We start from the raw sequence: 24314 nt of genomic DNA on the forward strand, positions 1-24314 counted from the left end.
TATGGAGACCGGAACTGGCATGAGTTTCGCGAGTAAGCGGCAAGGGAGGAATATTCCCTAAGTGAAAGACCCAAAACTTGCAGGCGGAGGATACGAAGCGTATGAAAGCAGAAGGCACAGGACGAAAGGTTCATTCATTAATCGACAAGGTGTATCACCGAACAAATCTGGAAATGGCATGGGAAACAGTGAGGGCAAACGGAGGCAGTGGTGGAACTGACAAGGTCACCATCCCGGCCTTCCAAGCCGTAGCCGAGGCGGAGCTAGAACAACTGCACGAAGAACTGAAGCAAGGGATGTACCGACCGATGCCGGTCAAACGAATTCACATTTCCAAGAAGGGGAAGCCAAACGAGAAGCGTCCGCTCGGCATCCCGGCGATAAGGGACAGAGTCTGCCAGCAAGCGCTGAAAAACAGGCTGGAACCTATCTTTGAACCCTTGTTCAGTGAATGCAGTTTCGGATACCGTCCGGGTAGGTCAACGCACCAAGCGATGCGGAAGATTTACCGCGAGATGATGGACGGGTGCGAATGGATTGTGGACGCAGACCTGCGGGATTTCTTTGGGACGGTTCATCACGAACCGCTGGTCGACAGGATTGCGGAGCAAGTAAGCGATGGTAGAATTCTCAAATTGGTCAGACAAATGCTCGAAGCCGGGTACATGGAAGGTGGGAAGAAATACGCGACACCGAGCGGCACGCCGCAAGGTAGTGTAGTGAGTCCGCTGTTTAGTAACATTTACCTGAATCGGTTCGACCATGAAATGACGGACAGAGGGTACCGACTGACGCGCTTCGCTGACGATTGGGTGGTGCTCTGCAAGACGCAAGCGGAAGCTGCGCGGGCGCTCCGGGACGCAAGAATCATTCTGGAATCGCTCGGGCTGACCCTTCACCCGGATAAAACAAAGATCACCCACATCAAGTGGGGATTCGAGTTTCTGGGCTACAAGCTCAAACGGGGAAAAGGCTTGTCGCTGCAACGGGAAAAGGTAAAGAAGCAATCGAAGATGAATATCTACGCCTACCCCAAAGACAAGTCCATCCAATCGTTCATGGACACCATTCGAGCNCGAACGCATAGACGCATCCCGATAACCGTTTTTGAACTCATCGACTCCATAAACCCCGTCATACGAGGGTGGGGCAATTATTTCCGGAAAGCCCACGTGAGAAAGCTTTTCAACCGACTCCAACGCTGGATCATAAGGCGGATATGGAGTCATCGGTTCAAACGCTGGCGCAACGCGGGGTGGAAAAGACTGCCGGAATCCATTCTCTACTCCAAGTACAGATTGGTAAATCTCTTGTCATTAATCCCGGATTTGAACCTACGAACTGCACCCAAAGGGTGACATGAAGGAAAGCGGATTGCGGGAAAACTGCACGATCCGTTTGATCGAGCGGACGGAGGAAGGCGCAAGCCGACCTCCTTCGACTCTACACGTAAGCTGTTGCAACAGCTTACGGAAGGGCTGAACCGAAAGGAGAGAGGAAACCGATGCGTTCGTATGAAGAGCAACGACAGCAGAATATCTCGCAAGAGAGCTTGCGGCAAAGAGAAGCGGTGAAGCCGTCAGGGTATGCCGGAGCGCCGAGTTCTTCATCGGCACAAATCGCTTCTTCCTCTCGCAAAGCAGAGAGCAACCTGCTGGAGCGAATGCTCGAAGGAGACAACCTTCGGCTCGCGTATAAACGAGTGGTACAAAACGGAGGAGCGCCCGGTGTGGACAATGTAACGGTAGCGAATCTACAAGCTTACTTGAAAACACACTGGGAGACGGCGAAAGCTGAACTTCTAGCGGGAACCTACAGACCTGCGCCAGTCAAACGGGTGGAAATTCCCAAACCCGGAGGCGGCGTACGGCTACTAGGGATCCCGACCGTGATGGACCGCTTTCTCCAGCAAGCCCTTCTACAAGTCATGAACCCGATCTTTGACGGGCAATTCTCATGGTATAGCTATGGCTTTCGTCCGGGAAAGAGTGCGCATGATGCCGTTAAACAAGCCCAAAGATATATCCAAAGTGGCCTGAGATGGGTCGTGGACCTCGATCTGGAGAAATTCTTTGACCAGGTCAATCACGACATGCTGATGGCAAGAGTAGCGCGGAAAGTAGCAGATAAAAGAGTGCTGAGACTGATTCGTGCTTTTCTGAACGCCGGAGCTATAGTAGATGGAAAGCTAGAACGTAACCGAGAGGGAACGCCACAAGGTGGTCCGCTCAGTCCGCTTTTGGCAAACATACTACTAGACAATTTGGACAAGGAACTGACTGGACGAGGGTTGCGATTCGTACGCTATGCGGACGACTGCAATATTTTTGTGGCAAGTAAACGAGCGGGCGAACGTGTCATGGAATCGGTCAGCCGATTTGTAGAAGGAAAGTTAAAACTGAAAGTGAACCGGGAGAAAAGTGCGGTAGCCAGACCCTGGCACCGGAAGTTTCTAGGGTTTAGTTTCCTGAGGCAGAAACAGGCAACGATTCGAATAGCGCCAAAGAGTCTTTTAGCATGTAAAGAAAAGATTCGAGAGCTAACCAATCGAAGTTGGTCTATTTCGATGGAAGAACGGATTAACCGACTGAACCGATATTTGATGGGGTGGATAGGTTATTTCCATCTGGCGTCGGCCAAGATGCATCTCCAAAAACTGGACCAGTGGATTCGGAGAAGACTCCGGATGTGCCTGTGGAAACAATGGAAACGAGTGCGCACACGAATCCGCGAACTCCGGGCTCTTGGAGTACCCAAGTGGGCCTGTTTCACGATGGCGAATTCGCGGCGAGGCGCATGGGAAATGTCCCGGAACACGAATAATGCCCTTCCGACTTCCTACTGGGAAGGGAAAGGGCTGAAAAGTTTGCTTTCACGTTATCTGGAACTTTGTTAACCTTTTGGAACCGCCGTATGCGGACCCGCATGTACGGTGGTGTGAGAGGACGGAGGCTTGCCGCCTCCTCCTACTCGATAACGGTACCGTCCTTGTATAGGACTATTTTTTTCTACCGGTTAATCATGTGCCTTCCCCGAGTCCTACTCCGACTATTACTCCCGTAGTTGATACAACGGCCAATATTGGAGTGCTTTATGCTATCACCATTATAAGGATGGTAGTAAATGTGAGCACAAGGGGAAGGTGTTGGACGAAGAATTTTTCAATACTTTATATGAGTGGATCATCAATGTAGACTCGAACATTTTGCAGGAGATCGAGCTGCAAGGCCACGGTTATAACGATACGAAGACTATGATTGTAGTGAAGGTGCAGGAGTTGCAAAAGCATAAACGGGCGTTAGATAAATTACAGGTATCAAATGAAGAGGACATTATTATGAAGCAGGTGTTTATGGAGCGGATTGTTTATAATCGGGAGGGGAATTGGGTGGAGTTGACGGTTTGTTATAAATAGATAATTAAGTGAAGCATAGAAAAGAAAACATTTAACCCCTAGAAAAATTCCAGTGGTTCTTTACATGGGGAAATTTAGTTCTTTTGGAAGGGGAGTAGAGAACACTGTCGAATAATAAATAGAAAATGGGAAACAAGCGTGTGTTCAATTCCATGATGAGATTGTAGGAAAGGGGAAATCTATTTCTACATTCAAGACATAAGCTGATGTATGAACATTGGAACAAGGAAATTGGCCAAGGCGGCAGTTATCGAACAGATATCTTCAGGTCAAGGAGTGTGTCAATAGTGAACAAAAAGTTAATGCTATCAAGTTTTCTTATTATATTTTCAGTAGTATGTCTATCAATTACGGTCTTTGCCGCCACTACAGGATACTCTTTAAGGGTAAACGGGGCTGATATTAAAGGAGAAGCAAAGGTCATTGATGGAGTGACCTATGTGCCTTTGCGCAAAGTTATTGAGGGTTTGGGAGGGTCATATCACGTCATGCCTGAGTCCAATACAATCAGTATTTTGAGAAGGGACATAAGCATGTACGGCGGGTATACTGAGTCCAATCCCTTACATTCCGGTTCAAAAGCATATTTTGAATTAAATGAAGGTTTTGATAAATTCATTGGTTCAGTCTCCATCGAAGAAACGAGCACAGGAAAGGATGCTTTGAAAATACTTCAGGCGAAAAAAGAAGCTGCCCCGAGCGGTTATACCTATGTTCTAATAAAAGTGAATCTTGAAATCTTAGGATCTGAAAAACCTGGAACATCGCTGTCAATAAATAATTATAGGTTTGAGTATATTAACTCAGTAACTCTAAAGAGAATTCCTTCTTTTATGTTCTCCAAATATTCTCCCAGCCTATCAGAAGGAAAACCCTTCAACGGTTGGGTTGGATTTTTAATTCCTGAAGGTCATCAATCTGGAATGGTAGTTTTATCAACTCCAGATGATCGGCAGAATGCTTTATGGATGAAAGTACAGTGATATCGAGAAATATTGTGATCCTGGTGACCTATCCCTAATATATGACACAAATGTAAGACTCAGAAACTAACTCGCTCAGAGTACTTAATCGCTACGGGTCCAATTCCCGCAACTTGCTGAGGGGAGTTTCATTTAGTAATACTTCCAGTTTTGAGATCGCCAAGCGCAACTACAAGTCTGTGTTCCTTTCTAATGGGTATAGCTAGTTGTTGACCCACACGTACCTGTCATTGGTGGGATGTTCGTGTAAATCAATTTCTATAGAAACTCCTGCTAATAGTATTAGTGGGAGTTTTTCTATTGGATACAGGAGAAATGTTCGTCATATTTTTCCATTTTGAAGTATAATAAGATTATAATTCATCGAGACTTTCTACCGGATAATATTTGAATATTGAGATAAAGTTTGTAGTTTCACAAAGTTCGTGAATAAAATGTCAGACGAAATTATCTATTTAAGAATTAAAGGAGCGAAGTCATATGAGCTATATTCGTATAGAAGATATAATAATTAAAAATTATAGATCTTTTGGAGATAAAGTTGTAGTTCACTTTCCTAAAGAAGATTATAAAAAACCCGTAGCTATAGTGGGATACAACAACGCTGGAAAGACGAATTTTTTGAATTCAATTTTATATGGAATAACAGAAAAGTATGTTACTAAAGATAGCTTTACAATCAATGATTTTCATAATCGTAGCTATGATAATATACCTCTAATTGCAACAAAAATGAGTAGTAGTAGTGAACATAAAGTGGAAGGTAAAATAGCAAATCTTACTGGATATCATTATTTGGATATCGAACTCGATGGAATTGAAATAGAAAGTGCCAGGATTAACTCTTACGAAGATGGGAAGCGAGAGAAACAACTCTATACCTCATTTGGTGCAGCTAAATACTTTAAAATATTCTATATAAATTTTCATGAAATTAAAAAAGAAATATTAACAAAGAAAACAAGTTGGGGAAATTTATCTTCATTTTTAGCAAAACATATCAAAAGCATAGTTGATAGAGATGGTATTATGGCAGATAAAAAAGATCAATTCAAAGCAGAGGTAAAGTCCTCTACTGATAAGGTAATGACTGACTCCAGTTTGAATGAATTTTTAAATAGGATACAAATTAATTATTCGACTAACCTGAGACAAAACCAGTGTCATATTGAATTTGGATTGCCTGAGTATGAGGATATATTCTTAGAGATGATGTTCAAAGTTGGTCTTAATGGTGACATGGAAAACCTTGTACCGATCAGCCATTTTGGTGATGGTTATATTTCTATGTTTGTCATGGCTATTATTCAAGCGATTGCAGAGAGCAATGAGACTGATAAGTGTCTTTTTTTATTCGAAGAACCTGAAAGCTTTTTACATGAGAACCATCAAGAATATTTCTACAAAACTGTTCTTTGTGGCTTAGCTGAGAAAGGACACCAAGTAATTTATACTACTCATTCTGACAAAATGTTGGATGTCTTTGATACTAGAGGATTGATTCGTTTTGAATTTGATGAAGATACTAAGCAAACAGTGCTTAAATACAATAAACATAATAGTGAGTTTCTCGAAGTCGAAGAGAACGAAGGGATTTTTGATGAGTTGCTTTCTGAAATTGATGATTATAATAATTACATCAAGCTAATTGAGCCAAACCTAAATAAAATATTATTCAGCAAAAAAGTTTTACTTGTAGAAGGCCCTAATGATCTGATGACTTACAAAGAAATTATCAGAAGAAAAGTATTGGAACTCACTGAGGATAATAAATACTCAGAAACCTATTTGAATTTTAATAACATTGCTATAGTTCCTCATCATGGGAAAATAACTGCTTTAATTTTAATTAAGTTATGTAAGCACTTAGGCATAAATTATTTTGCTATCAATGATTTTGACTTCGAAGAAGATTTTGTGGCAAAGCTCTCTTTTGAAACAATTGGAGAACTTAAAGAAAGTGATATCTATAATACTGAACTAGAAAATATTAAAGTTTTTAATTCAAAAGGTGAACCATTGAGTGAAAGAACTAAAAAAGGGATGATAACTACAAATTGGAATCTGATTAAAGAAGCCTCTTTTGAGAAGATACATTTTAACATTCCTAAGTTAGAGTCTGTTTTAGGGTATGACTCAAATGATAAAAATAGCGCGAAGATCTGGAGAATAATTAAAGAAACATCTGAGTTTGGAGAGCCTATCTTCCCTGAAAATCTTAAGGAATTCCTTGAATTGAATAATATCCAAAGACAAAGATAACTTCGTCTAACATAATATTCACGCATCGGGCATATCCCTTCGGTCGGGCAAAAGAATTTCAGGGAAGTATAAACTGCCGGACACATCCGACTTCGTCGGACGTCGTGAATACAAGAACGTTAGAGGAAAGTATGCAAAAGGTCAAGGTGATGTAAGATGGAATTGGTAATAAATTCAGTTAGCAAAGAAAAATTATCTATCTTAAAATTTGAAAGTCTCTCAAGTATAGAAAAGGAGATTGCGAAGAGTAATATAAAATGTGTAGAGTGCGGAGTTCAAGCATTTTATAGAAGAAAAACTAGAGATGGTAAGCAATCATGCTTCTTTTCTAGACACATAGGTGGTTGTGGCCAGGGAATGAGTAATACTAGCAATGTCAATAATACTACTAAAGAAGAAGTTAACAAAATTAATGTCACATATAATGAATTGATACTAAGCCTAGAACAAAATGGTAAGCTACATGAAAACAGAAATAAGGGTTCAATTTTAACTGAAGTTGAGCAAACAAAGAATTCTCGATCATATGTAATCGATCCTTCAAGTAATAAATCCTGTAAAATCACAATAAAAAAACTATTAAGATATGCGATTAATAATCTATTGGATGATATCGATATCCCGATCATTTTTGAAGGTAAAACCTACAAAGATCCTTTTGATTTAATTGTGCATTTCAGAAATGCAGATCATTCACTCAGAGGAAAGAAAAAAATATTTTGGGGTGAAGTTAACTCAATCTCATCTAATAAACAATTTTTAAATTGTGGTGTATGGGATGGGAAAGGATATGAATTTTCTATTTTATTAAGTGACAGTGTATCTAATAATTCGAAATTGAAAAAGAAACCATGGGATAATGGTATTTATTGTATTTTCATAGGAACGTTATTTTTTAATAAGAATGATAAACCGTATATCCGATTAAATGATATCAACTTAATGGCGTTAGAAACTTAATAATTACGATAAGTAATTCGTGAATTCTATACTATCGTCTAACATCATACTCACACATCGAATTCTGACGGCTCCTCGGTCGGCAAGATGCAATTCAACTGACACATCTACACGACTGACAGCATTGCAGTGGATCCCTGGCAGAGCCTTAAGTTGATGGGAAGTCGTGAATACGGGAACGTTAGCTGAAATTAATAGAAAATCATTAATGAATAAGCAAATAATATTTAAATTCAAAAAAAATAAGGGTTTATTGCATTTTATTTAAAGGAGAGTTACAATGGCCGATTCTAAAAAATGGAAAAGCAAACTTTTATCTTCAAGCATTCCCTTAGAGTTTGATGTAGCTAAGTTACTTGTTGACCAAGGCTTTATTATTGAAGCAGACTACACATATTCTAGAGATGATAAGGGGACGTACAAAAATTTTTCGGTTGATATTAACGCGTCTGCATATGCTCCCTTCAGTGAGACTGAATCGGAAGGAAGGAACGAATTCTGTGCTAATGTACAATTACTAATTGAATGCAAGTATCGAGATAATAATACTAAGTGGCTTTTCCTTCCTGAAATAAATACTACTGACTTTACTCAGATGATTGCGGGTAGAGCCATTAGAATAATAGAAGAGTTTTCTCCAGTGAGGTTCGAGGACAAAAAATCAGTGCACGATTTTGAATGTGAGATTGAAGATGCTTACAAAGCAATAGAATTAAAACTTGGTGATAGCCCTTCAGTATACGATGCTGAAATAAAACACGGAATATCTCAATTGCAATATGCAATTCCGGGTTTATTGAGACATTTAATAGAATATAATATTGGCGAACATTTGAATGACAATCGACCTATTATCATGTGTCCCATTCTTGTTACAACAGCGGATTTATTATTAATTAATACGGATGTTTCAATATCCAAAGTATATGAGGCTGAATCTCTTGAGGAAATGACCACAAAACACCCTTTTTTATTATTTTATTCAGATAGTAACCCAGAATTTCAAGAACATTGGATTAGAACATTCGATGATTTTTCTTCTTTAAATGAGACTCCAGGAATGATCAAGTTAGAAAGTTTATTTCAAAATTCAACTCCTAATTCTATAAAACATTTTAATGCATCCAATTTAGTGGAGCATTTAAGTGTAGGTTCAAGTTATTATTTAAGGGAATATTGCTCTCATTTTGTAATATGCAACTATAATCATTTAGAAGAATTTATTGAGAAGTTAAAGTTAAGCATAAAAAAATTAATTGAATCAAAAATAAATATTCAAGACTATTGTCCGAAATAGTTAACATCATTTAGATAATCAAAGACAATATTTTTTACTCCAAGAATGAATGGGGATGCGGAGGAAGACTAAACTTAGGTTTCCGATAAAATAAAGATATTATATTTTTAAGTAGTAACGGGGGGCAAACCTAATAATAACTCAAATCAATTAATAAACTAGCAGAGACGCCTTTCATCACTATTGCCATAAAGTTTTTGTTGATACTTATTGCTAGGAGGATCGGTTAATATGAGAGATGAATTCACTTCAAAAACAAAAGAATTATTATTTAAAAGAGTTGGTGGTCGTTGTTCAAACCCTAATTGTAGGAAAGCAACATCAGCGCCTCACACAGATATTAACAAATCAATTAATGTTGGGATAGCCGCTCACATCACTGCAGCAGAACTTAATGGACCAAGATACGATCCCAATATGTCTTCTGAAGAAAGGAAGTCTGTTGAAAATGGAATATGGTTGTGCCAAGACCACGCTAAGTTAATAGATTGTGATGAGATGAGATACACTGTTGAAATAATAAAAGAATGGCGTACAATTTCAGAGAAAGCTGCATTACTAGATATTGAATATAATAATCAGATTTCGACGACTGAAACCAATGAAGATAAGAGAATTATAAAATTTTATTCTCAATGCTTTGATAGACCTGCTTTTCAAGATGAGTTTGTGCAAGAAGGTTCAATTGAAGCTTTTGATAGAGCTATTGAAGATACAATAACAGCAATTAATGTAGGTTGTTTAAAAGATAGGGATGGGAACGTCCTTTTTCAATGTTTAGGTAAATCATATTTATTCAATCCTGAATGGAGAGAAAAAATGGACAGCATAGTCGATATGATGAGAGCTATACGTTCAAGATACCGTTTAGCAGTTCATTTGGGACAAATAGATGTTGGTGGAGAATATAACGGAAGACAATTTTATTTTTTTCACAATTATGAAGTGGCTAAGTGGTTTGATGAGACTAGAAGTCAAATATTATTTCTCTTCTCAGAAATATGTAAGGAAGCGGGGATACCTAAGCTTGTTTTTCCTAGAAAAAACAAATCAGTGTATTAATAACGTTATGTTTAGGCTGAACATCCTTTAGCATAAAATTCATATAACAACAATCTCGTATTTGCTGTAACAAATATGTGAATATGTTGAGATGGTTATGATCAGGGCTAAATCAAAGGAGTTTTTATGAACGAAGAACAGAAAATTAAGGAATTAAGCTATCTGCGCCAGCAAAAAGAGAATCCTACGGCAGGTAATTATAGAAGGTATATGGTGAATACGTATAACTATATTTTACAAAGTTCCAATGTAGGAAATAAGGGCTGGAGCAAAGCAAGTACTAGAGAAATGCTGAATTTTGTATATGAAGGAAACCCGGATCATATGGGCTATGAAATGGTAGAAAAGTTTAAAAAAACTCTTAGGGATTTAGGTTATATTAAGTTAGTAAAAGAAGATAATGAGTGGCGTACTTACATACTCAAAGAACTGGACTTTTAATCCTGAGGTGAACCATGGAAAATGAAACTGTTATTTTTGAAAATGCAAATAAATCATTCTTAAATCATGAAGCGGATTTAATTCTTAGTGGTGTCTCAGAACGAACATTATGCGGTTCGTTAATGAGGTATCTTCAGGAAGAAATAAAAGGAACTAATTATTCGAAATATCACGTGGATGTGGAATACAACAGAAACAAAGGGAAAGTAAAAACCATTATTGATCAAAACATCGAAGTAATACCTATTAATTGTGATATCATAATACATAGTCGTGGTGAGATACTTGGACAAGATAATTTAATTGCAATTGAAATGAAGAAATCTACGAATAGAAATTCTGAAAAGATAAAAGATAAGAACCGTTTGGTAGCTCTAACTAAAGAGACATTCAATGATGTTTGGTCATTTGATGGGACAAATCTTCCTGAACATGTGTGTAGATATAAATTAGGTGTTTATTATGAAGTCAACATCAGAAGAAGTGAAGTTTATGTTGAGTACTATAAAAAAGGGCAATTGAGTTCTACAAAAATATTTAAGTTAAAGCCTGGGAGTAATCATGAAAGGTAACCCATATCATGGAGTTACCTTTTTTCCTTTACCTGAGCCTCTTCCCCCCCCAAATTGGGTAAACTAACCCTAAGCAATACTTTACCCAAATCCAACACGAAACGGGGGGATGCCCCATGACAACTCAAAAAGTACCCAATAGATCAACCAAGGAAAAGTCACCGTATCTACTACAACACGCACATAACCCGGTGAACTGGTTCCCTTGGTCCGAGGAGGCTTTTGAAATCGCTAAGCGAGACAACAAGCCTGTGGTCCTTTCTATTGGGGATAGCTAGTTACTGCCCCACGCGAACCTCTCATTGACAGGATGTTCACATAAATCAATCATTCAAAGAAGCTCCTGCTGTTATTTGGCGGGAGTTTTTTTGTTACGCACAAATAAATAATTAAAACCGGTGTAACTTGTTGCACCCATCTTAGTTATATACTCGAAGTATAACTTTAATTTGGAGGAAACAAGATGACAAACACTACCATGAAAAAAGCCGCAATTATTTTGAGTTTCTCAATTCTTATAACTGCATTTTCCGGTCAAGCTTGGGCTGAGCAGGGTACCAATACTTCAACATCTGCTTCCGTGTCGAGTTCAGCTAGCAAAAATCCTTATGAGGTTGCTGGCATAAACGACCCGGCAGAATTTACGGCTTATTTTGCCAAATTACAGAAAGCTGTTAAGGATAACAAACCCGCAGAAGTGGCGGATCTGATCTCCTATCCAATGAATTTGAACAAAGACAACAAAACGTATGTTTTCTATAACAAGGCTGAATTTATTAAGAAATATGATCGCATCTTCACAGCTCTTGTACGTGAAAAAGTACTGGCTCAAAGAGTCGATAAGCTGTTTGTGAACTATCAGGGCATTATGGTTGAAGATGGCGATTTGTGGATGGGGAAACAAAACAATAAACTTGGAGTCATTGCGGTTAATGTTACTAACAATCCATATGAAGTCGCAGGCATCAGCAATCCGATCGTATTTGAGCATAACTTCAGTTTGCTCCAGAAAGTCGTCACAGAAGGAAAAAAATCCGAAGTTGCCAAGTTGATGGTGTACCCATTGAAAGTGAATACTAAGGGAAAAACCATTGAAATCAAAACCAAGAAGGATTTTATAGCAAAATACAACCAAATCATGACCGCAAAAGTTAAGAAGGCGTTATTAGCGCAAAAGGTCGATAAAGTATTTGTGAATTGGGAAGGTGTTATGGTTGGTGACGGAGAGCTGTGGATTGGACAGTTCGGACAGCAGGTTGGTGTATTCGTTATTAACCAGTAATTGAGGGTTCCAACAAAAATTAATGGTTGCATTATTTTTATAAAAGTTAATCTGTTGACATGTGCGCACGAATGCATATAATGGAATCAGGTGGTGAGCGAATGGGACTCAAACATGATCCGGATAAATGTAAAAAATTGATTGAAGACAATATTGATATAGAATTTTTCAGAGCAATTTTCGACCCCGTTCGAAGTGAGCTGTTGATATTCCTTTCTGGGAACGGGGAAATGACGATTGGGGAAATAGCAGAGTATTTTCCTCAGAATCGTTCAGTGATTTCTCGTCACCTGGATTTTATGAATCGGTTTAACATTGTGCAGAGAAGGAAAGAAGGCCGGGAAGTTTACTACAAAGCGAATAAAAAATTCATTGTCGATTCCTTCGAAGAGACAGCGAATAATATGAAAGCACTCATGAATTTGATGTAGCAGGGTGCTTTTCATTTTATTATATATGTGCATTTGTGTGCACAAAAACACGAAAGGGGTTTTTATTTTGGAACAATCTATTAAAAAATGGTGGGTTCTAATCACAGTTAGCTTAGCAGTATTTATGGCAATGCTGGATATTACAATTGTGAATGTAGCGTTACCGGAGATTCAAAAAAACTTCTCATCCGATTTTTCAAATCTACAATGGGTATTGAATGCTTATACTTTAGTGTATGCTGCGATGTTATTACCCGTCTCGAAATTAGCGGATATCATCGGACGTAAAAAAGTATTTCTATTGGGGTTAGGCATCTTTGTAATAGGTTCCCTTGCAAGTGGTTTAGCTAGCAGTGATCTTTGGTTGAATATGTTCCGGGGGTTCCAAGGAATCGGCGGAGCAGCTATGATGTCTCTATCACTAACGATTGTTACATCTTCATTTCCTGAGAAGCAGAGAGGACTTGCACTGGGGATTTGGAGTAGTGCGGTTGGTCTTGCTATTTCAGGTGGTCCACTTATTGGCGGTACTTTAGTGGATAATTTGGGTTGGCGATCCATCTTCCTCGTTAACATCCCTTTTGGTATTTTAGCTATCCTACTTGGTATATTGTTTATCCAGGAAAGTAAAAGAAAAAGTAATGAGAAAATTGATTTTTTAGGATTTGTTTTAAGCACTGCATTGATTTTTACTATGGTATACGCCCTAATTCAAAAAGAAATGCATGTAAATTATTTGTGGACGGATTGGCACATTGTTAGTTTATTTGGTCTATCAATAATTTTATTAATTGCTTTTATTATGGCTGAGAAAAACGTTAAACAACCCATGATCGGACTGTCAATTTTTAGAAAATGGTCATTTAACGGCGCCAACATTGCGGCTTTTGCTCTAGGAGCAGGATTGTATGGCGGCTTCACCTACCTAACCATTCTTATGCAAAATTATATGGGCTACTCTGCGTTTGAAACTGGAGTTAAAATGCTGCTAATCAGCGGGTTTACCATGATATTGGGTCCGATGGCAGGGATTATTTCCGGGAAAATCGGCAATCGCTGGTTGATTAGTGGCGCACTATTTATTGGAGCAATCGGAGTTCTTGTTATCCGTCATATGATCAAGGTTCCTTTTGAATGGGGTTATTTAATGCCCGGGTTTATCCTTTTAGGAATTAGCAATGCTTTGGTAAATCCGCCAATATCCAATGCTGCAATGAGTTCTGTGGATCAAAGCCAGGTTGGTATGGCTTCCGGTATTTTAAACGTATTCCGGCAACTCGGTATTTCATTTGGTGTGGTAATGCTGGGAATTAAATTGACCGAAGGGTATAACCATTCATTGGATAAACATATTATGGAGATTCAAAATATTGATTCAGCATTCAAAAATCAGATGCTGGATATTTTCCATAAAACCGGAGCTTTTGCCGGCTCACAAATTTTTGATAGTAAGCAAGCTGAATGGTTCAAACAAATGCCGGCTTTTGAAGACATTAAGAATATTGTTTTCAGTGCTTTCAGCACGGGTATGAAGGATGTAAACTTGTTCATTGCCATCTTTTTGCTTATTGGATCACTGGCAAGTGCTTTTTTGATTAACAAGAAAAGAAGAACAGAGTAATTAATGAACTAACTAAATTTCGCATAAATCGAATCGCGGGGGATGGCCGCAGCTAGTAGCTGCCAGTGTCCGGTAAGCTCTGCAATTACACGTTTGCCCGGCCAGTTGGCGGGGAGCAGCTCATCCGGCAGTGAAGGATCTGCCATAAGCAGGCCGCTGAGCACTTCTCCAATCTGCAGATAACGCAAGAAGAGGTGCAGCGCTTGGTCCTCCCGGAGCGCCTCGTCCATTAATGGAATGAACTCCTGCTGGAGCCAGCTTTGTTTGTCCCGGTACATGGCTTCAATTCTGTCGAGCTGCCAAATGGCATAGGCTTTGCCGGGGGTGATGGAGCCTGTCTCAAATTGCCCGTGCAGAATCGAGACTTTGCCCTCAAGCTGGAGCTGCTGAATGTGTTCTGCGACGTCCTTCCGATAATTCCAGGGCGAGATGTATACACTGTTATACAGAAGCCCGAAGCCAAGCTGCAAAATGGCGGTGCGAAACTGATCGCGTTTCTTGCGTTCCTGCTCGGGAACCTCAAGCATGACTACATCCCAGGTCTGGTTCCATGGCTCGAGCGAGCGGGCGGGCTTGCTGTTGATGGAATGGATGTACGAACGTCCGGCTGCTGTAATCTGATACAGGGAACGGGACGGGGATGAGATATAGCCTTCCTTTTTCAGACGGGATAAGGCATTGCGGATATAGGTGGAGGTATAACCCCTCAGCTCGTAGATTTCAACCAACTGCTGAGCGCCCATCTGATCGACTCTGGATAACAGGAACAGCATTGTTTTTTCAACGGACAGCAACTTGTCTCACGCCTCTCTTGACAGGTGATAAAGGTGGAATATATTATAAATATATACGATCGTTATTGATTTGGATATATTTGATTTCGGGTGCCGAACCGGGTCTCTTGACACTTTGGTGTCATTGTAACGTAAACTTTATGTTTTTGCACGGCCCAAGTCCATTAGAAGAAGAGGAGAGATCAAGCTTGAAAATCATTTATCACGGCCATTCCTGCATACAGATGGAGACGAACGGCAAGTCGCTGATCATTGATCCGTTTCTTAGAGGCAATCCTGCTGCGGTCACCAAGCCTGAGGATATTCAGACGGACATGGTGCTGCTGACTCATGCCCACATGGACCATATTCTGGATGCTGCACCGATAGCCCTACAGAATAATGTGCCGGTTGTGTCAAATGTGGAGCTGGCAACCTATATGGAGGGGAAGGGTGTCCAGACCATTGGGATGAACATTGGGGGAACGGTTGATATTGGGTTTGCCAAAGCGACGATGATTCATGCTTTTCACAGTTCAGGCATTACGCTGGAAGATGGAAATGTGGTCTATGGAGGTATGCCTGCGGGCTTCATCATTCAGGCGGAGGGACGCACAATTCTCCATGCGGGAGATACCGGGTTGTTCGGGGATATGAAAATGTTCGGCGAGCTGTATGACATTGATCTGGCGATTCTGCCGATAGGCGGACACTTCACGATGGGGCCGGAGCATGCGCTGATCGCTGCCAAATGGCTGGGCGCTAAGCAGGTGCTTCCCATCCATTACAACACGTTCCCGCCGATTCAGCAGGATGCTGGAGCCTTTGTTCAGGCTCTTGGCGAGGCCGGAATTACCGGAACACTGCTTGCTTACGGGGAGTCGCTTGAGCTGTAGAGCGATAAGCAATTGAATTACACACATGCAAAAGGGATGTACCCAGGCTGCACAATGGGACATCCCTTCTATTTTGAGACGGATTATTTATTCTCAGGCTTTACCCGCGCCGGGCGTGTTACCCAATTGCTGCGGTTCATGGGTTTGACTGTATCTATCCGGGGATTGGGAAGCTCTTCAGCCGCCACGGCAGGTTCGTTCGGGTCTGCTGGCAACTGGCCTGCCGCCGGTTTCTTTGAAATTCCACGCCCATTATGCTTGCCTCTGTTCCACACGGTGTTCTTGCTCATCTTGACACTCCATTTCTGTAGGCTTATGCCTCAACCATATCACATCATAGAAGGTTAAGAAAGAACCTATAGCATAAAACACTCCTTTTGACAAGTTATAAAATATACTATTGATAGCAAAGCAGGGTGGCTATAATGGGATAGAATTGAAAGGAGAGCACCCTGATGCCCATCAAGATTATTACGGATAGCGGTTCCGATTTACCCCTTGAGTACATTGAGAAATATAACGTTACTATCGTTCATTTGCCTGTTCATTTTCAGCATGAGCTGATGCCGGAGGATACGGAGACGAAGGCTTTTTATGCCAGAATGCGTGAATCCAAGGAGTTGCCGACGACAGCAAGTCCCAGTCCGCAGGTGTTTCTGGATAAGTTCAAGGAAGTGGAAGCAGGTACAGATATTCTGGTTGTCTGCATGTCCTCCAATATCAGCAGCACTTATCAGACGGCGATGATTGCCAAGGAAATGTATGAAGAGGAAGGTCATCCGAACGCGATTGAAATTATAGATTCCAAAAACTTCTCCGGCGGGCTGTCCCTCATTGTTGCTTTGACGGCGAAGTGGTCGCTTACCTGTTCAAGCCTAAGTGAACTCAAACAAATGGTCCTGGACAAAATTGAAGATGTGAACGCATACTTTACGCTGGATACGCTGGAGAATGTGATCAAGGGCGGACGGCTGAGCCGGTTGTCGGGGGCTGTGGCATCCGTTCTTAACATCAAGCTACTGCTAAAAATCAGCGATGATGGCATTGTTGAGGTGGTAGAGAAGACCCGGGGTCTGCCTAAGGCGCTCACCCATCTGCTGGCGAAGCTAGATAGCAAGCAGCATGATTACGAGCAGGCTGTGATTGCCATTGTGCACAGTAATTGTGAGAAGCTGGCGCTGGAAATCAAGGAACGCATTCTGCAGAAGCATCCCTTCAAGGAGGTCCTGTTCTCCAGCATGGGTCCTGTGATGGGCACTTATGCCGGTGAGGGCGGAATCGGCGTGGCTTTTTAGGCCTCACGCTGCAATAATCGATAGCCAAGCCGTGCATGGGAAGTCGCCCACAGTGCGGCTTTTTTCGATCAAGGAGCTGTTAAATAGCCTGAAGATGCGGTGAAATTTAGCTTTTCTTAAGATTTGGTTTAGACTGGATTAAGAATGGCAGGCTATAGTATAGTTAACGCTCCTTGCGGAAGTGAACTAGAGGGGGATTCACGATGTACACTATTCTGATCGCCGATGATGAATCGGAAATCGTTGAGCTGCTGCAGCTCTATCTGGAGAAGGAATACAACATTCTGCAAGCGCACAACGGCACCGAAGCCTTGAAGCTGATGCAGAGCCATGAGGTTGACCTGGCGATTCTCGATATTATGATGCCGGGGATGGATGGACTGCAGCTTCTGAAAAAAATTCGCGAAACCCATCATTTCCCCGTGCTGTTTCTGTCAGCCAAAAGCCAATATCACGATAAAATCCTGGGACTTGAGCTTGGAGCGGACGATTACATTTCCAAGCCGTTCAATCCGCTGGAGATTGTTGCCCGTGCCGGAGCGATGCTGCGGAGGGTACATCATTTTGATGCTCAGGCCGTACCAGAGAAGAAAGCGGATCAGATCGTCCTCGGGCGCTTAACGCTGGACCGCAGCGGTTGTCTGGTCTACTTGTCCGGGCAGCCTGTCACGCTGACCTCAACCGAATATAAAATCCTGGAGCTGCTCATGGAGCAGCCGGGACGGGTGTTTACCCGTAAGAAGATCTATGAAGCGGTCTGGGAGGATTTTTACGTCTACGAGGACAACAGCATTATGGTGCATATCAGCAATATCCGCGACAAGATCGAACGTGATTCGAAGAAACCGGAATACCTGAAAACGATCAGGGGATTGGGGTACAAAATTGAAGCACCCGTGGGAGAGTAGGGACAACCGGCCGCTGCAGACGTCGCTCACGCTGGATTTTCTGTTGTTTAACTGCATGCTGCTCCTGCTGGTGCTAGGGGTGTACCTGTTCATCCGCATGGATGTAACCCACATGATTCTTAACAAGCAGGTTGCCGATCCGGATCTGTCGGTGCAAGCCGGAGATTACCGTGAAGAGCTGGGGAAGGGGCAGGAGAGCAACCGGCTGCTGAAGAGCGGGGGTTGGCTGGAAATCCTGGATAACGACAAGAATGTGGTCGAAGTCATTGGAAACAAGCAGGACAAGACCAATTCGTACGATGAAGAAAGTCTGTATCTGGGGCTGGAGAACCGTGCGGATCAGCCGTATTACTACTCGTTAACCCGGTTGAATGAGGACGGTCGGACCGGCTGGCTGCTGCTCAAAATTCCCCGGGATGTGGTTAAAGTTTCCATTAATAACGGAGTGCTGGTGTCCTACTTGAACCATTCTGTATTTTTCTATGTTATTGTGTTCAGCGGGTTGATCCTAATCCTGATCTTTGTATACAGCTCTTGGGTCACTAGACGGATCAAGAAGCCGCTGCGCATTTTGAACCTTGGCCTGAAGCAGATGATTGGCGGGAATTACAGCACGCGGATTGAGCTTTACGCGGAAAAGGAGTTTATGCGAATTGGCGAGACCTTCAATTTTATGGCGGATGTGATCGAGAGAACTACAGAAGAGAAACGCCGGGCCGAGAAAAGCAAGCAGCGCCTGATGGTTGATCTGTCGCATGATTTGAAGACGCCGATTACGAGTATTCAAGGCTATGCCCAGGCACTTGTCGAAGGCCGGGGGACAGATACTGAACGGCAGACGAAGTACTTGAACTACATCTATAACAAGTCAGTACAGGTCACGAAGCTGATCCAGAATATGCTTGAGCTGCTGAAGCTGGATTCGCCGGATTTTATTCTTCATGAGCAACGGCTGGAGCTGGGGGATTGCCTCCGGGAGATTATAGCCGATACTTACGGGGAAATTGAGCAAAAAGCATTCCTGCTGCAGCTTCAGGTTCCCGAGCAGGAAGTGTACGCCAGATTTGACCCTGAATTGTTTGCCAGTGTGGTCAATAATCTGATCGCCAACGCCCTTGCTTATAATCCGCCTGGTACAGTCTTAAGGGTACAGGTGATTCCTGAGGATACTGAGGTTGCGGTAGAGATTGCCGACAATGGAGTGGGCATTCCCAAGGAGCTGTGGTCCACGATATTTGATCCTTTTGTACGCGGTGATGAAGCCCGGACAGCAAGTGGCGGCACAGGTCTGGGCTTATCCATTGCGAGGAAAAATGCTGAGAAAATGGGCGGCTCCCTGGTGCTTGAGAGCAGAGATAATGAGCCGACGGTGTTCACGATCCGGGTTCCAAAGTAGAAGGAGAGCTGCCGGCTGAAATCAGAAACGGGGGGGTAGAGCTTTGGCTAAGTTAAATGTGTTTATCCGTATTTGTATCGCTGTACTGCTGGTGCTGGCGATTATCTTTGTCGGCTCGCGTGTAGATTTTCTTTTTAGGCCCATTCTATCCTTGTTCAGCGTGGTGATCGTGCCGTTAATGCTGGCTGTGTTCTTCTATTACCTGCTGCGTCCGCTGATTGACCTTCTGGTAAAACGCAAGCTGAACCGAACGGCTGCCATTCTGCTTGTCTATTTGGTCATTGCTGTTCTGCTGCTGGCGTTCAGCATAGGCGTATGGCCTTCGCTGCAGAGCCAACTGGTGAATTTGATCAACAATATGCCAAATCTGTTCAACGCGGTGGGTGAGCAGCTAACCAAGCTGGAGAACAGCGAGCTGCTGTCCTCCCTGATTCCGGCCGATATGAATCCGGCCAGCCAACTGATGGATTATTTGAACAAGGGCTTCTCGCTGATGTCGAATTATGTGTCGGAGCTGTTCTCTTTTGTATCCAATTTCGCGGTTGTGCTGTTCACCTTTCCGATTCTGCTGTTCTACATGCTTAAAGAAGGCGGGAAGTTCGGAGCGAGGATTGTGAGCTTCTTTCCGAGACGTTATCACCGGGAAGGCGCAGCGGTCATGAATGATATCGACAGTGCGCTAAGCGGTTTTATCGTGGGCAGAGTACTGGTGAATTTGGCGCTGGGTGTGTTAATGTTTGTTGGCTTTCTGCTGATTGGCCTGCCCTACGCGCTCCTGCTGACACTGATGGCTGTGGTGCTGAACTTTATTCCGTTTATCGGAGCAATCGTGTCCACCATACCCATATTCATTATCGGGCTGATCGAGTCACCTTCGACGGCGATTTGGTCGATTATCGTTGTTCTTGTTGCGCAGCAGATTCAGGACAACCTGGTGGCTCCCTACATTTTTGGCAAAAGCCTTGATATTCATCCGCTAACGACGATTATTCTGGTACTGGCTGGCGGTGACTTTGGCGGAATTATTGGTATTTTGCTGATTATTCCGGTCTATATGATTCTTAAAATCATTGTTGTGAAGCTATATCAGCTCTTTATCCGGCAGCGCAACACAGACGAGCCGCAATCGGCTGCTGCGGATGCTGAATGAGCTTGGCTGGACTTACCATAAGTTGAGGAGGAATAAGAATGGAACGGAATTTGTCAAAAGGGCTTATTCATATTTCAGATCATGTAGTGTCTGCCATCATTGGATATGTCGTGAAGGAGACTCCGGGGATTGCCGGAATGTCGGGCAGCTCTGTTACCGGAAATCTGGCCAAGTGGCTCGGTGGCAAAGTCAGTTCAAAAGGCTTATCTGTGGAAGTTACCGAGGCGGACGTTGCCATTAATCTGCAGATTATTGTCAATTACGGGTGCCGGATTCATGAGGTTTGCAGCAGTCTCCAGCACAACGTGCGCAGCACTGTTGAGAATATGCTGGGCTTGTCCTTGACCGTCATAAACATCCGGGTGGAGAAGCTGGCGCTGCCGTAATTATGATGTTATAAAGGCACTCTATTCTGGGCGTTCGCATAGAAGTGAAAGGTACAGACCTTTGACGATCAAATGCATGTAGGCGCAATTTGCCATGTTGGATAACATGCATCTATATCTGAACGTTGCAGCAAATGCAGGAATGGTCCGTGGTTTCTATAATCCCTATCTTCGGGGACCCGGGCTTCCATCCGGGAATGGTGGGCAGCAACGTTATCCTGCCGCTTGTGCTGTTCGAGCTGCTGCCCATCTCCTTAAGCTAAATGTGGCTATCCCCAAAAAGACATGACCCGTGTACGCGGCAGCACTGCCGATTCTCGGGTCATGTCTTTTTGTGTGTTGATGTCCTGCCGTGTATTCAGGTATGTCTGTTCAATAGACGGCCTGTATTATTGTCCACCGCCGGGGCCGCCGCTGCTGAGCGTGATGCTCTCTGCCTCGCTAGTTCCCGCCTTAAGCGTGTACTGAATAATGTCACCGGCTTTTAGTGCAGACAGGGCAAGGGTGGCTTCACTGCGTGTCCCATTGTCAAAAGTGACGCTCAGCAGCTTAGTACTGGAAGTGACTGTGATCACCTTCGTAGTCTCCGAGAAGCTCATCTGCCCGCCTCCCTGCGGCAGATTCGTCGGCTGTTCGCCTCCAGCGGCTCCCGCAGGGGCGCTGGACTTGCCGGGTGGAGCCGCGCCTTCGGCTGCTCCGGCAGTTGCCGCTCCATTCTGCGGAGGAGCGGCAGGTGCTTCGGCGGTATAAAGAGTAATCGCGTTGCCGCTGATACTCTTGATTTTGCCGAAGCTTAGCGCAGCGGGCTTAGCGCTGCCGCCCGCGGAAGCAGCGGGCTTGGCGCTGGCACCCGCGGAAGCAGCGGGCTTGGCGCTGGCGCCCGCGGAAGCAGCGGGCTTGGCGCTGGCGCCCGCCGAAGCAGCGGGCTTGGCGCTGGCACCCGCGGAAGCAGCGGGCTTGGCGCTGTCGCCCGCGGAAGCAGCGGGCTTAGCGCTGTCGCCCGCGGAAGCAGCGGGCTTGGCGCTGGCACCCGCGGAAGCAGCGGGCTTAGCGCCCGCGCCGGGTCTGCCGCCGGGTGCAACGCCCGGCGCGCCGCTTGGCGGCGTTCCGCCTTTGCCGCCAGTCGGCGCTTGTCCATCCTTGCCGCCTGGCGCGGCTCCGGGACTCTGCTGCGGCTTGCTGTCCACGCCTGCGCTCGGCAGTGCCTTGCCGTCCGCGCTGGCGCTTGGCGGCGGAGAAGGGCTGGCGACGGGGCTGGGCTCCGTCACCACTTTGCCGCCGCCTGTTGCTAACGCGGCCTGCACTTCAATAATGGCCGCCGTCAGTGAATCCGGATTCAGCGTAACCTTGATCACATCGCCTGCTTTCAGATCAGCTAGCGTATCCTTGACGTTTGCACTTTTTTGGTCCGCAGATTTGCTTGCACCGGTCAACTGGACAAAATCCGTGTTGTCATCAACTGTGATCGTTACCGTCTCAGCGGTAAACTGGGGAGCAGAATCCGGTGCATTTCCCGCCGTATCCCCAGTTTCTTTGGCACCGGGGTTCTGTCCTCCGGTGGTTTCACTGCCGGAAGCTTGTCCGGCCTCTGATCCAGCCGCTTCCGCCGAATTGTTTCCTGCACTTGTCTCCGGCACGGCAACCGCTGATTCCTGAACTCCGCTGCCTGCCTTATAGAGCGTAATCTCATTTCCGTTGATGCTGCTGATTTTACCGATGAAGCTCTGGACTGTCACATCGGTGCCGGGGGCATCCGGACTGGCAACCGGAACGGTCGTTTCGTCCGCTTTTGAACCGCATGAGGTCAGCAGCAGCCCGGCCAGTAGCAGACCTGTGAAGAGGCGTTTTCTTGCTTTGAACATTTTTCCTAAACCTCCTGAACGTGTGTTATGATCATTCACTTCCATTTGCAGAGCAAAGGCTCTGAGAGAATATACCAGCTTTTCCTGAAAGATTGATGAATGCGGCGATATCTATAAGACCTTAATACTCTTTGGGAGCCCAAAGATTCAAAAGCGTGATACACTATTGAGGTAACGCTAACAATGTTCAGGAGGTACAAGATGATTACATATCCAATGCTTAGAAGCGGGGCAACAATAGGTGTGACTGCTTCCTCGTATGGCGTAAGTCCGCAATCCCGGGAGGATTTCGATGAGGCCTGCAGCCGGATGACGGAGAGAGGATATCAGGTCGTTTGCGGAGATACGGTGTTCAAGCATGACAAAGCCAAATCCTCATCCGGGCAAGAGCGCGGCATGGAGTTTAACCGGATGATGTCTGACGATGCCATCGACCTTATTATCCCTCCCTGGGGCGGAGAACTGCTGATTGAAATGCTGGAGTTTATTGATTTTGAGCAGGTAAAGGACAAATGGATTTTGGGTTTTTCGGATATTAGCCTGCTGCTGCTTGTGATTACATTGAGAACGGGGATCGCGACGGCACATGGACCAAGTCTTGGGGATTTGCGGGGAAAAGTTACCGATGACACGACAGCGATGTGGCAGACGGTGATGTCCACGGAGACGGGAGGTTCTGTCGTCCAGCATTCTTCTAAGAAGTATCATGCAGAAGTGGAGGGCGCTGAGCCTTCGCCGACATTGTTTCATTTACATACGCCTACTGTCTGGAAGCCGGTATCCGGTGGTGATGTGACCCTGAAAGGCCGTCTGCTGGGTGGCTGTGTAGAGATCATCCGGCATATCATCGGCACGCCTTTCGGTGATGTGCGGCATTTCCGCGAAAAGCTGATTCATAATGAGCCGGTCTTATGGTATTTGGAAAATTGCAATCTGGATACGGCTGATTTACGCCGGTCTTTAGTGCAGATGAAGCTGGCCGGCTGGTTCGAGAATTGCTCCGGTATCTTGTTCGGCAGAAGCGGCAGCAACGTTTCTATGGAGAACTATTTTATTGAAGATGTATACCAAGAGCTGTCCGAAGAGTTGGGGCTGCCTATTGTGTATGATCTGGATTTCGGTCATGTTCCGCCGCAAATGACGCTAATCAACGGGGCATACGCTGAGGTTACGGTAGCTGATGGAGCAGGAACCATAACACAATATTTCTACGAGTAGCAGACACGATACAAAAGGGACAGCCGACGAGCGGCTGTCCCTTTTAACAAAGCTGATCTACACTTTAGAAGCCCTTCCTGCCTGTAGACGGGGAATAATAGGCT

General features: G+C 44.0%; 23 protein-coding genes and 1 pseudogene. 21 read left to right on the forward strand and 3 right to left on the reverse strand.

Going from position 1 to position 24314, the window contains the following annotated elements; all coding sequences use genetic code 11:
• Window positions 1-173 precede the first annotated feature (173 nt).
• The 14 genes and pseudogenes from ltrA (B212_RS0109165) (at window position 174) to B212_RS0109230 (ending at window position 14326) form a co-directional block, all read left to right on the forward strand.
• Window positions 174-1358, forward strand: a complete 1185-nt coding sequence (gene ltrA / locus B212_RS0109165; protein WP_269636982.1) for a group II intron reverse transcriptase/maturase — start codon at window positions 174-176, stop codon at window positions 1356-1358.
• Between the two features lie 146 nt (window positions 1359-1504).
• Window positions 1505-2896: a group II intron reverse transcriptase/maturase gene (gene ltrA, locus B212_RS0109170; protein WP_019910325.1), complete on the forward strand. Its 1392-nt coding sequence runs from the start codon at window positions 1505-1507 to the stop codon at window positions 2894-2896.
• Window positions 2897-3145: 249 nt separating this feature from the next.
• Complete coding sequence (locus B212_RS0109175) at window positions 3146-3415, forward strand: hypothetical protein (RefSeq protein ID WP_019910326.1); 270 nt, start codon at window positions 3146-3148, stop codon at window positions 3413-3415.
• A 287-nt stretch (window positions 3416-3702) separates the two neighbouring features.
• A complete protein-coding gene (locus tag B212_RS0109180; RefSeq protein ID WP_019910327.1) occupies window positions 3703-4398 on the forward strand; it encodes a hypothetical protein in 696 nt (231 codons plus the stop codon).
• A gap of 480 nt (window positions 4399-4878) precedes the next feature.
• Window positions 4879-6660, forward strand: a complete 1782-nt coding sequence (locus B212_RS0109185) for an ATP-dependent nuclease (protein WP_019910329.1) — start codon at window positions 4879-4881, stop codon at window positions 6658-6660.
• Window positions 6661-6816: 156 nt separating this feature from the next.
• Entirely contained in the window at window positions 6817-7620 is an 804-nt protein-coding gene (locus B212_RS0109190) for a hypothetical protein (RefSeq protein WP_019910331.1), read from the forward strand.
• A 280-nt stretch (window positions 7621-7900) separates the two neighbouring features.
• Entirely contained in the window at window positions 7901-8917 is a 1017-nt protein-coding gene (locus B212_RS31150; RefSeq protein ID WP_019910332.1) for a hypothetical protein, read from the forward strand.
• Window positions 8918-9148: 231 nt separating this feature from the next.
• A complete protein-coding gene (locus B212_RS0109200; protein ID WP_019910333.1) occupies window positions 9149-9979 on the forward strand; it encodes an HNH endonuclease in 831 nt (276 codons plus the stop codon).
• A 126-nt stretch (window positions 9980-10105) separates the two neighbouring features.
• Window positions 10106-10420: a hypothetical protein gene (locus B212_RS0109205; RefSeq protein ID WP_019910334.1), complete on the forward strand. Its 315-nt coding sequence runs from the start codon at window positions 10106-10108 to the stop codon at window positions 10418-10420.
• A gap of 14 nt (window positions 10421-10434) precedes the next feature.
• Window positions 10435-10992: a hypothetical protein gene (locus B212_RS0109210; RefSeq protein WP_019910335.1), complete on the forward strand. Its 558-nt coding sequence runs from the start codon at window positions 10435-10437 to the stop codon at window positions 10990-10992.
• Window positions 10993-11108: 116 nt separating this feature from the next.
• Window positions 11109-11267 (forward strand): annotated as a pseudogene (locus B212_RS33795) (DUF255 domain-containing protein); the annotation flags it as partial.
• Window positions 11268-11455: 188 nt separating this feature from the next.
• On the forward strand, window positions 11456-12274 hold the full coding sequence (locus B212_RS0109220) for a hypothetical protein (RefSeq protein WP_019910337.1): 819 nt from the start codon (window positions 11456-11458) through the stop codon (window positions 12272-12274).
• 101 nt (window positions 12275-12375) lie between these two features.
• Complete coding sequence (locus B212_RS0109225) at window positions 12376-12705, forward strand: ArsR/SmtB family transcription factor (RefSeq protein ID WP_019910339.1); 330 nt, start codon at window positions 12376-12378, stop codon at window positions 12703-12705.
• Between the two features lie 67 nt (window positions 12706-12772).
• The gene (locus tag B212_RS0109230) at window positions 12773-14326 is read left to right on the forward strand and encodes an MFS transporter (RefSeq protein ID WP_019910340.1); all 1554 of its coding nucleotides are present in this window, start codon (window positions 12773-12775) and stop codon (window positions 14324-14326) included.
• Window positions 14327-14334: 8 nt separating this feature from the next.
• Here B212_RS0109230 and B212_RS0109235 read toward each other — a convergent pair whose 3' ends face one another.
• Window positions 14335-15120: a PaaX family transcriptional regulator C-terminal domain-containing protein gene (locus B212_RS0109235; RefSeq protein WP_019910341.1), complete on the reverse strand. Its 786-nt coding sequence runs from the start codon at window positions 15118-15120 to the stop codon at window positions 14335-14337.
• Between the two features lie 188 nt (window positions 15121-15308).
• Here B212_RS0109235 and B212_RS0109240 point away from each other — a divergent pair, with 188 nt between their 5' ends.
• A complete protein-coding gene (locus B212_RS0109240; protein ID WP_019910342.1) occupies window positions 15309-15995 on the forward strand; it encodes a metal-dependent hydrolase in 687 nt (228 codons plus the stop codon).
• A gap of 83 nt (window positions 15996-16078) precedes the next feature.
• Here the strand turns inward: B212_RS0109240 and B212_RS0109245 are convergent, their stop codons facing one another.
• Window positions 16079-16285 carry a hypothetical protein gene (locus B212_RS0109245; RefSeq protein ID WP_019910343.1) on the reverse strand — a complete coding sequence of 69 codons (207 nt, stop codon included), beginning with the start codon at window positions 16283-16285 and terminating at the stop codon, window positions 16079-16081.
• A 165-nt stretch (window positions 16286-16450) separates the two neighbouring features.
• Between B212_RS0109245 and B212_RS0109250 the strand changes: the two genes are divergently transcribed.
• The 5 genes from B212_RS0109250 (at window position 16451) to B212_RS0109270 (ending at window position 21130) form a co-directional block, all read left to right on the forward strand.
• Complete coding sequence (locus B212_RS0109250) at window positions 16451-17290, forward strand: DegV family protein (protein WP_019910344.1); 840 nt, start codon at window positions 16451-16453, stop codon at window positions 17288-17290.
• Window positions 17291-17493: 203 nt separating this feature from the next.
• Window positions 17494-18198, forward strand: coding sequence for a response regulator transcription factor (locus B212_RS0109255; RefSeq protein ID WP_019910345.1), 705 nt, complete (start codon window positions 17494-17496; stop codon window positions 18196-18198).
• A complete protein-coding gene (locus B212_RS0109260) occupies window positions 18176-19594 on the forward strand; it encodes a sensor histidine kinase (RefSeq protein ID WP_019910347.1) in 1419 nt (472 codons plus the stop codon). Before B212_RS0109255 ends, B212_RS0109260 begins: the two co-directional genes overlap by 23 nt.
• Before the next feature lie 43 nt (window positions 19595-19637).
• On the forward strand, window positions 19638-20744 hold the full coding sequence (locus B212_RS0109265) for an AI-2E family transporter (RefSeq protein WP_019910348.1): 1107 nt from the start codon (window positions 19638-19640) through the stop codon (window positions 20742-20744).
• A gap of 38 nt (window positions 20745-20782) precedes the next feature.
• Window positions 20783-21130, forward strand: coding sequence for an Asp23/Gls24 family envelope stress response protein (locus tag B212_RS0109270; protein WP_019910350.1), 348 nt, complete (start codon window positions 20783-20785; stop codon window positions 21128-21130).
• A gap of 389 nt (window positions 21131-21519) precedes the next feature.
• On the opposite strand, the gene B212_RS33115 is transcribed toward B212_RS0109270, so the two are convergent.
• Window positions 21520-22992: a hypothetical protein gene (locus B212_RS33115; RefSeq protein ID WP_019910352.1), complete on the reverse strand. Its 1473-nt coding sequence runs from the start codon at window positions 22990-22992 to the stop codon at window positions 21520-21522.
• Window positions 22993-23193: 201 nt separating this feature from the next.
• Here B212_RS33115 and B212_RS0109285 point away from each other — a divergent pair, with 201 nt between their 5' ends.
• Window positions 23194-24210: a S66 family peptidase gene (locus B212_RS0109285; RefSeq protein ID WP_019910353.1), complete on the forward strand. Its 1017-nt coding sequence runs from the start codon at window positions 23194-23196 to the stop codon at window positions 24208-24210.
• The last annotated feature ends 104 nt before the right edge of the window (window positions 24211-24314 follow it).

The sequence above is a fragment of the Paenibacillus sp. HW567 genome, assembly GCF_000374185.1.
Taxonomy (GTDB): domain Bacteria; phylum Bacillota; class Bacilli; order Paenibacillales; family Paenibacillaceae; genus Paenibacillus_AQ.

What these genes read in the sequence shown, in the direction of transcription:
- B212_RS33115 (WP_019910352.1), bottom strand. Translation starts at nt 22,992, where the DNA reads ATGTTCAAAGCAAGAAAACGCCTCTTCACAGGTCTGCTACTGGCCGGG.
- B212_RS0109270 (WP_019910350.1), top strand. Translation starts at nt 20,783, where the DNA reads ATGGAACGGAATTTGTCAAAAGGGCTTATTCATATTTCAGATCATGTA.
- B212_RS0109285 (WP_019910353.1), top strand. Translation starts at nt 23,194, where the DNA reads ATGATTACATATCCAATGCTTAGAAGCGGGGCAACAATAGGTGTGACT.
- B212_RS0109255 (WP_019910345.1), top strand. Translation starts at nt 17,494, where the DNA reads ATGTACACTATTCTGATCGCCGATGATGAATCGGAAATCGTTGAGCTG.
- B212_RS0109185 (WP_019910329.1), top strand. Translation starts at nt 4,879, where the DNA reads ATGAGCTATATTCGTATAGAAGATATAATAATTAAAAATTATAGATCT.
- B212_RS0109210 (WP_019910335.1), top strand. Translation starts at nt 10,435, where the DNA reads ATGGAAAATGAAACTGTTATTTTTGAAAATGCAAATAAATCATTCTTA.
- B212_RS0109225 (WP_019910339.1), top strand. Translation starts at nt 12,376, where the DNA reads ATGGGACTCAAACATGATCCGGATAAATGTAAAAAATTGATTGAAGAC.
- B212_RS0109205 (WP_019910334.1), top strand. Translation starts at nt 10,106, where the DNA reads ATGAACGAAGAACAGAAAATTAAGGAATTAAGCTATCTGCGCCAGCAA.
- B212_RS0109220 (WP_019910337.1), top strand. Translation starts at nt 11,456, where the DNA reads ATGACAAACACTACCATGAAAAAAGCCGCAATTATTTTGAGTTTCTCA.
- B212_RS0109245 (WP_019910343.1), bottom strand. Translation starts at nt 16,285, where the DNA reads ATGAGCAAGAACACCGTGTGGAACAGAGGCAAGCATAATGGGCGTGGA.
- B212_RS0109200 (WP_019910333.1), top strand. Translation starts at nt 9,149, where the DNA reads ATGAGAGATGAATTCACTTCAAAAACAAAAGAATTATTATTTAAAAGA.
- B212_RS0109190 (WP_019910331.1), top strand. Translation starts at nt 6,817, where the DNA reads ATGGAATTGGTAATAAATTCAGTTAGCAAAGAAAAATTATCTATCTTA.
- B212_RS0109250 (WP_019910344.1), top strand. Translation starts at nt 16,451, where the DNA reads ATGCCCATCAAGATTATTACGGATAGCGGTTCCGATTTACCCCTTGAG.
- ltrA (WP_019910325.1), top strand. Translation starts at nt 1,505, where the DNA reads ATGCGTTCGTATGAAGAGCAACGACAGCAGAATATCTCGCAAGAGAGC.
- B212_RS31150 (WP_019910332.1), top strand. Translation starts at nt 7,901, where the DNA reads ATGGCCGATTCTAAAAAATGGAAAAGCAAACTTTTATCTTCAAGCATT.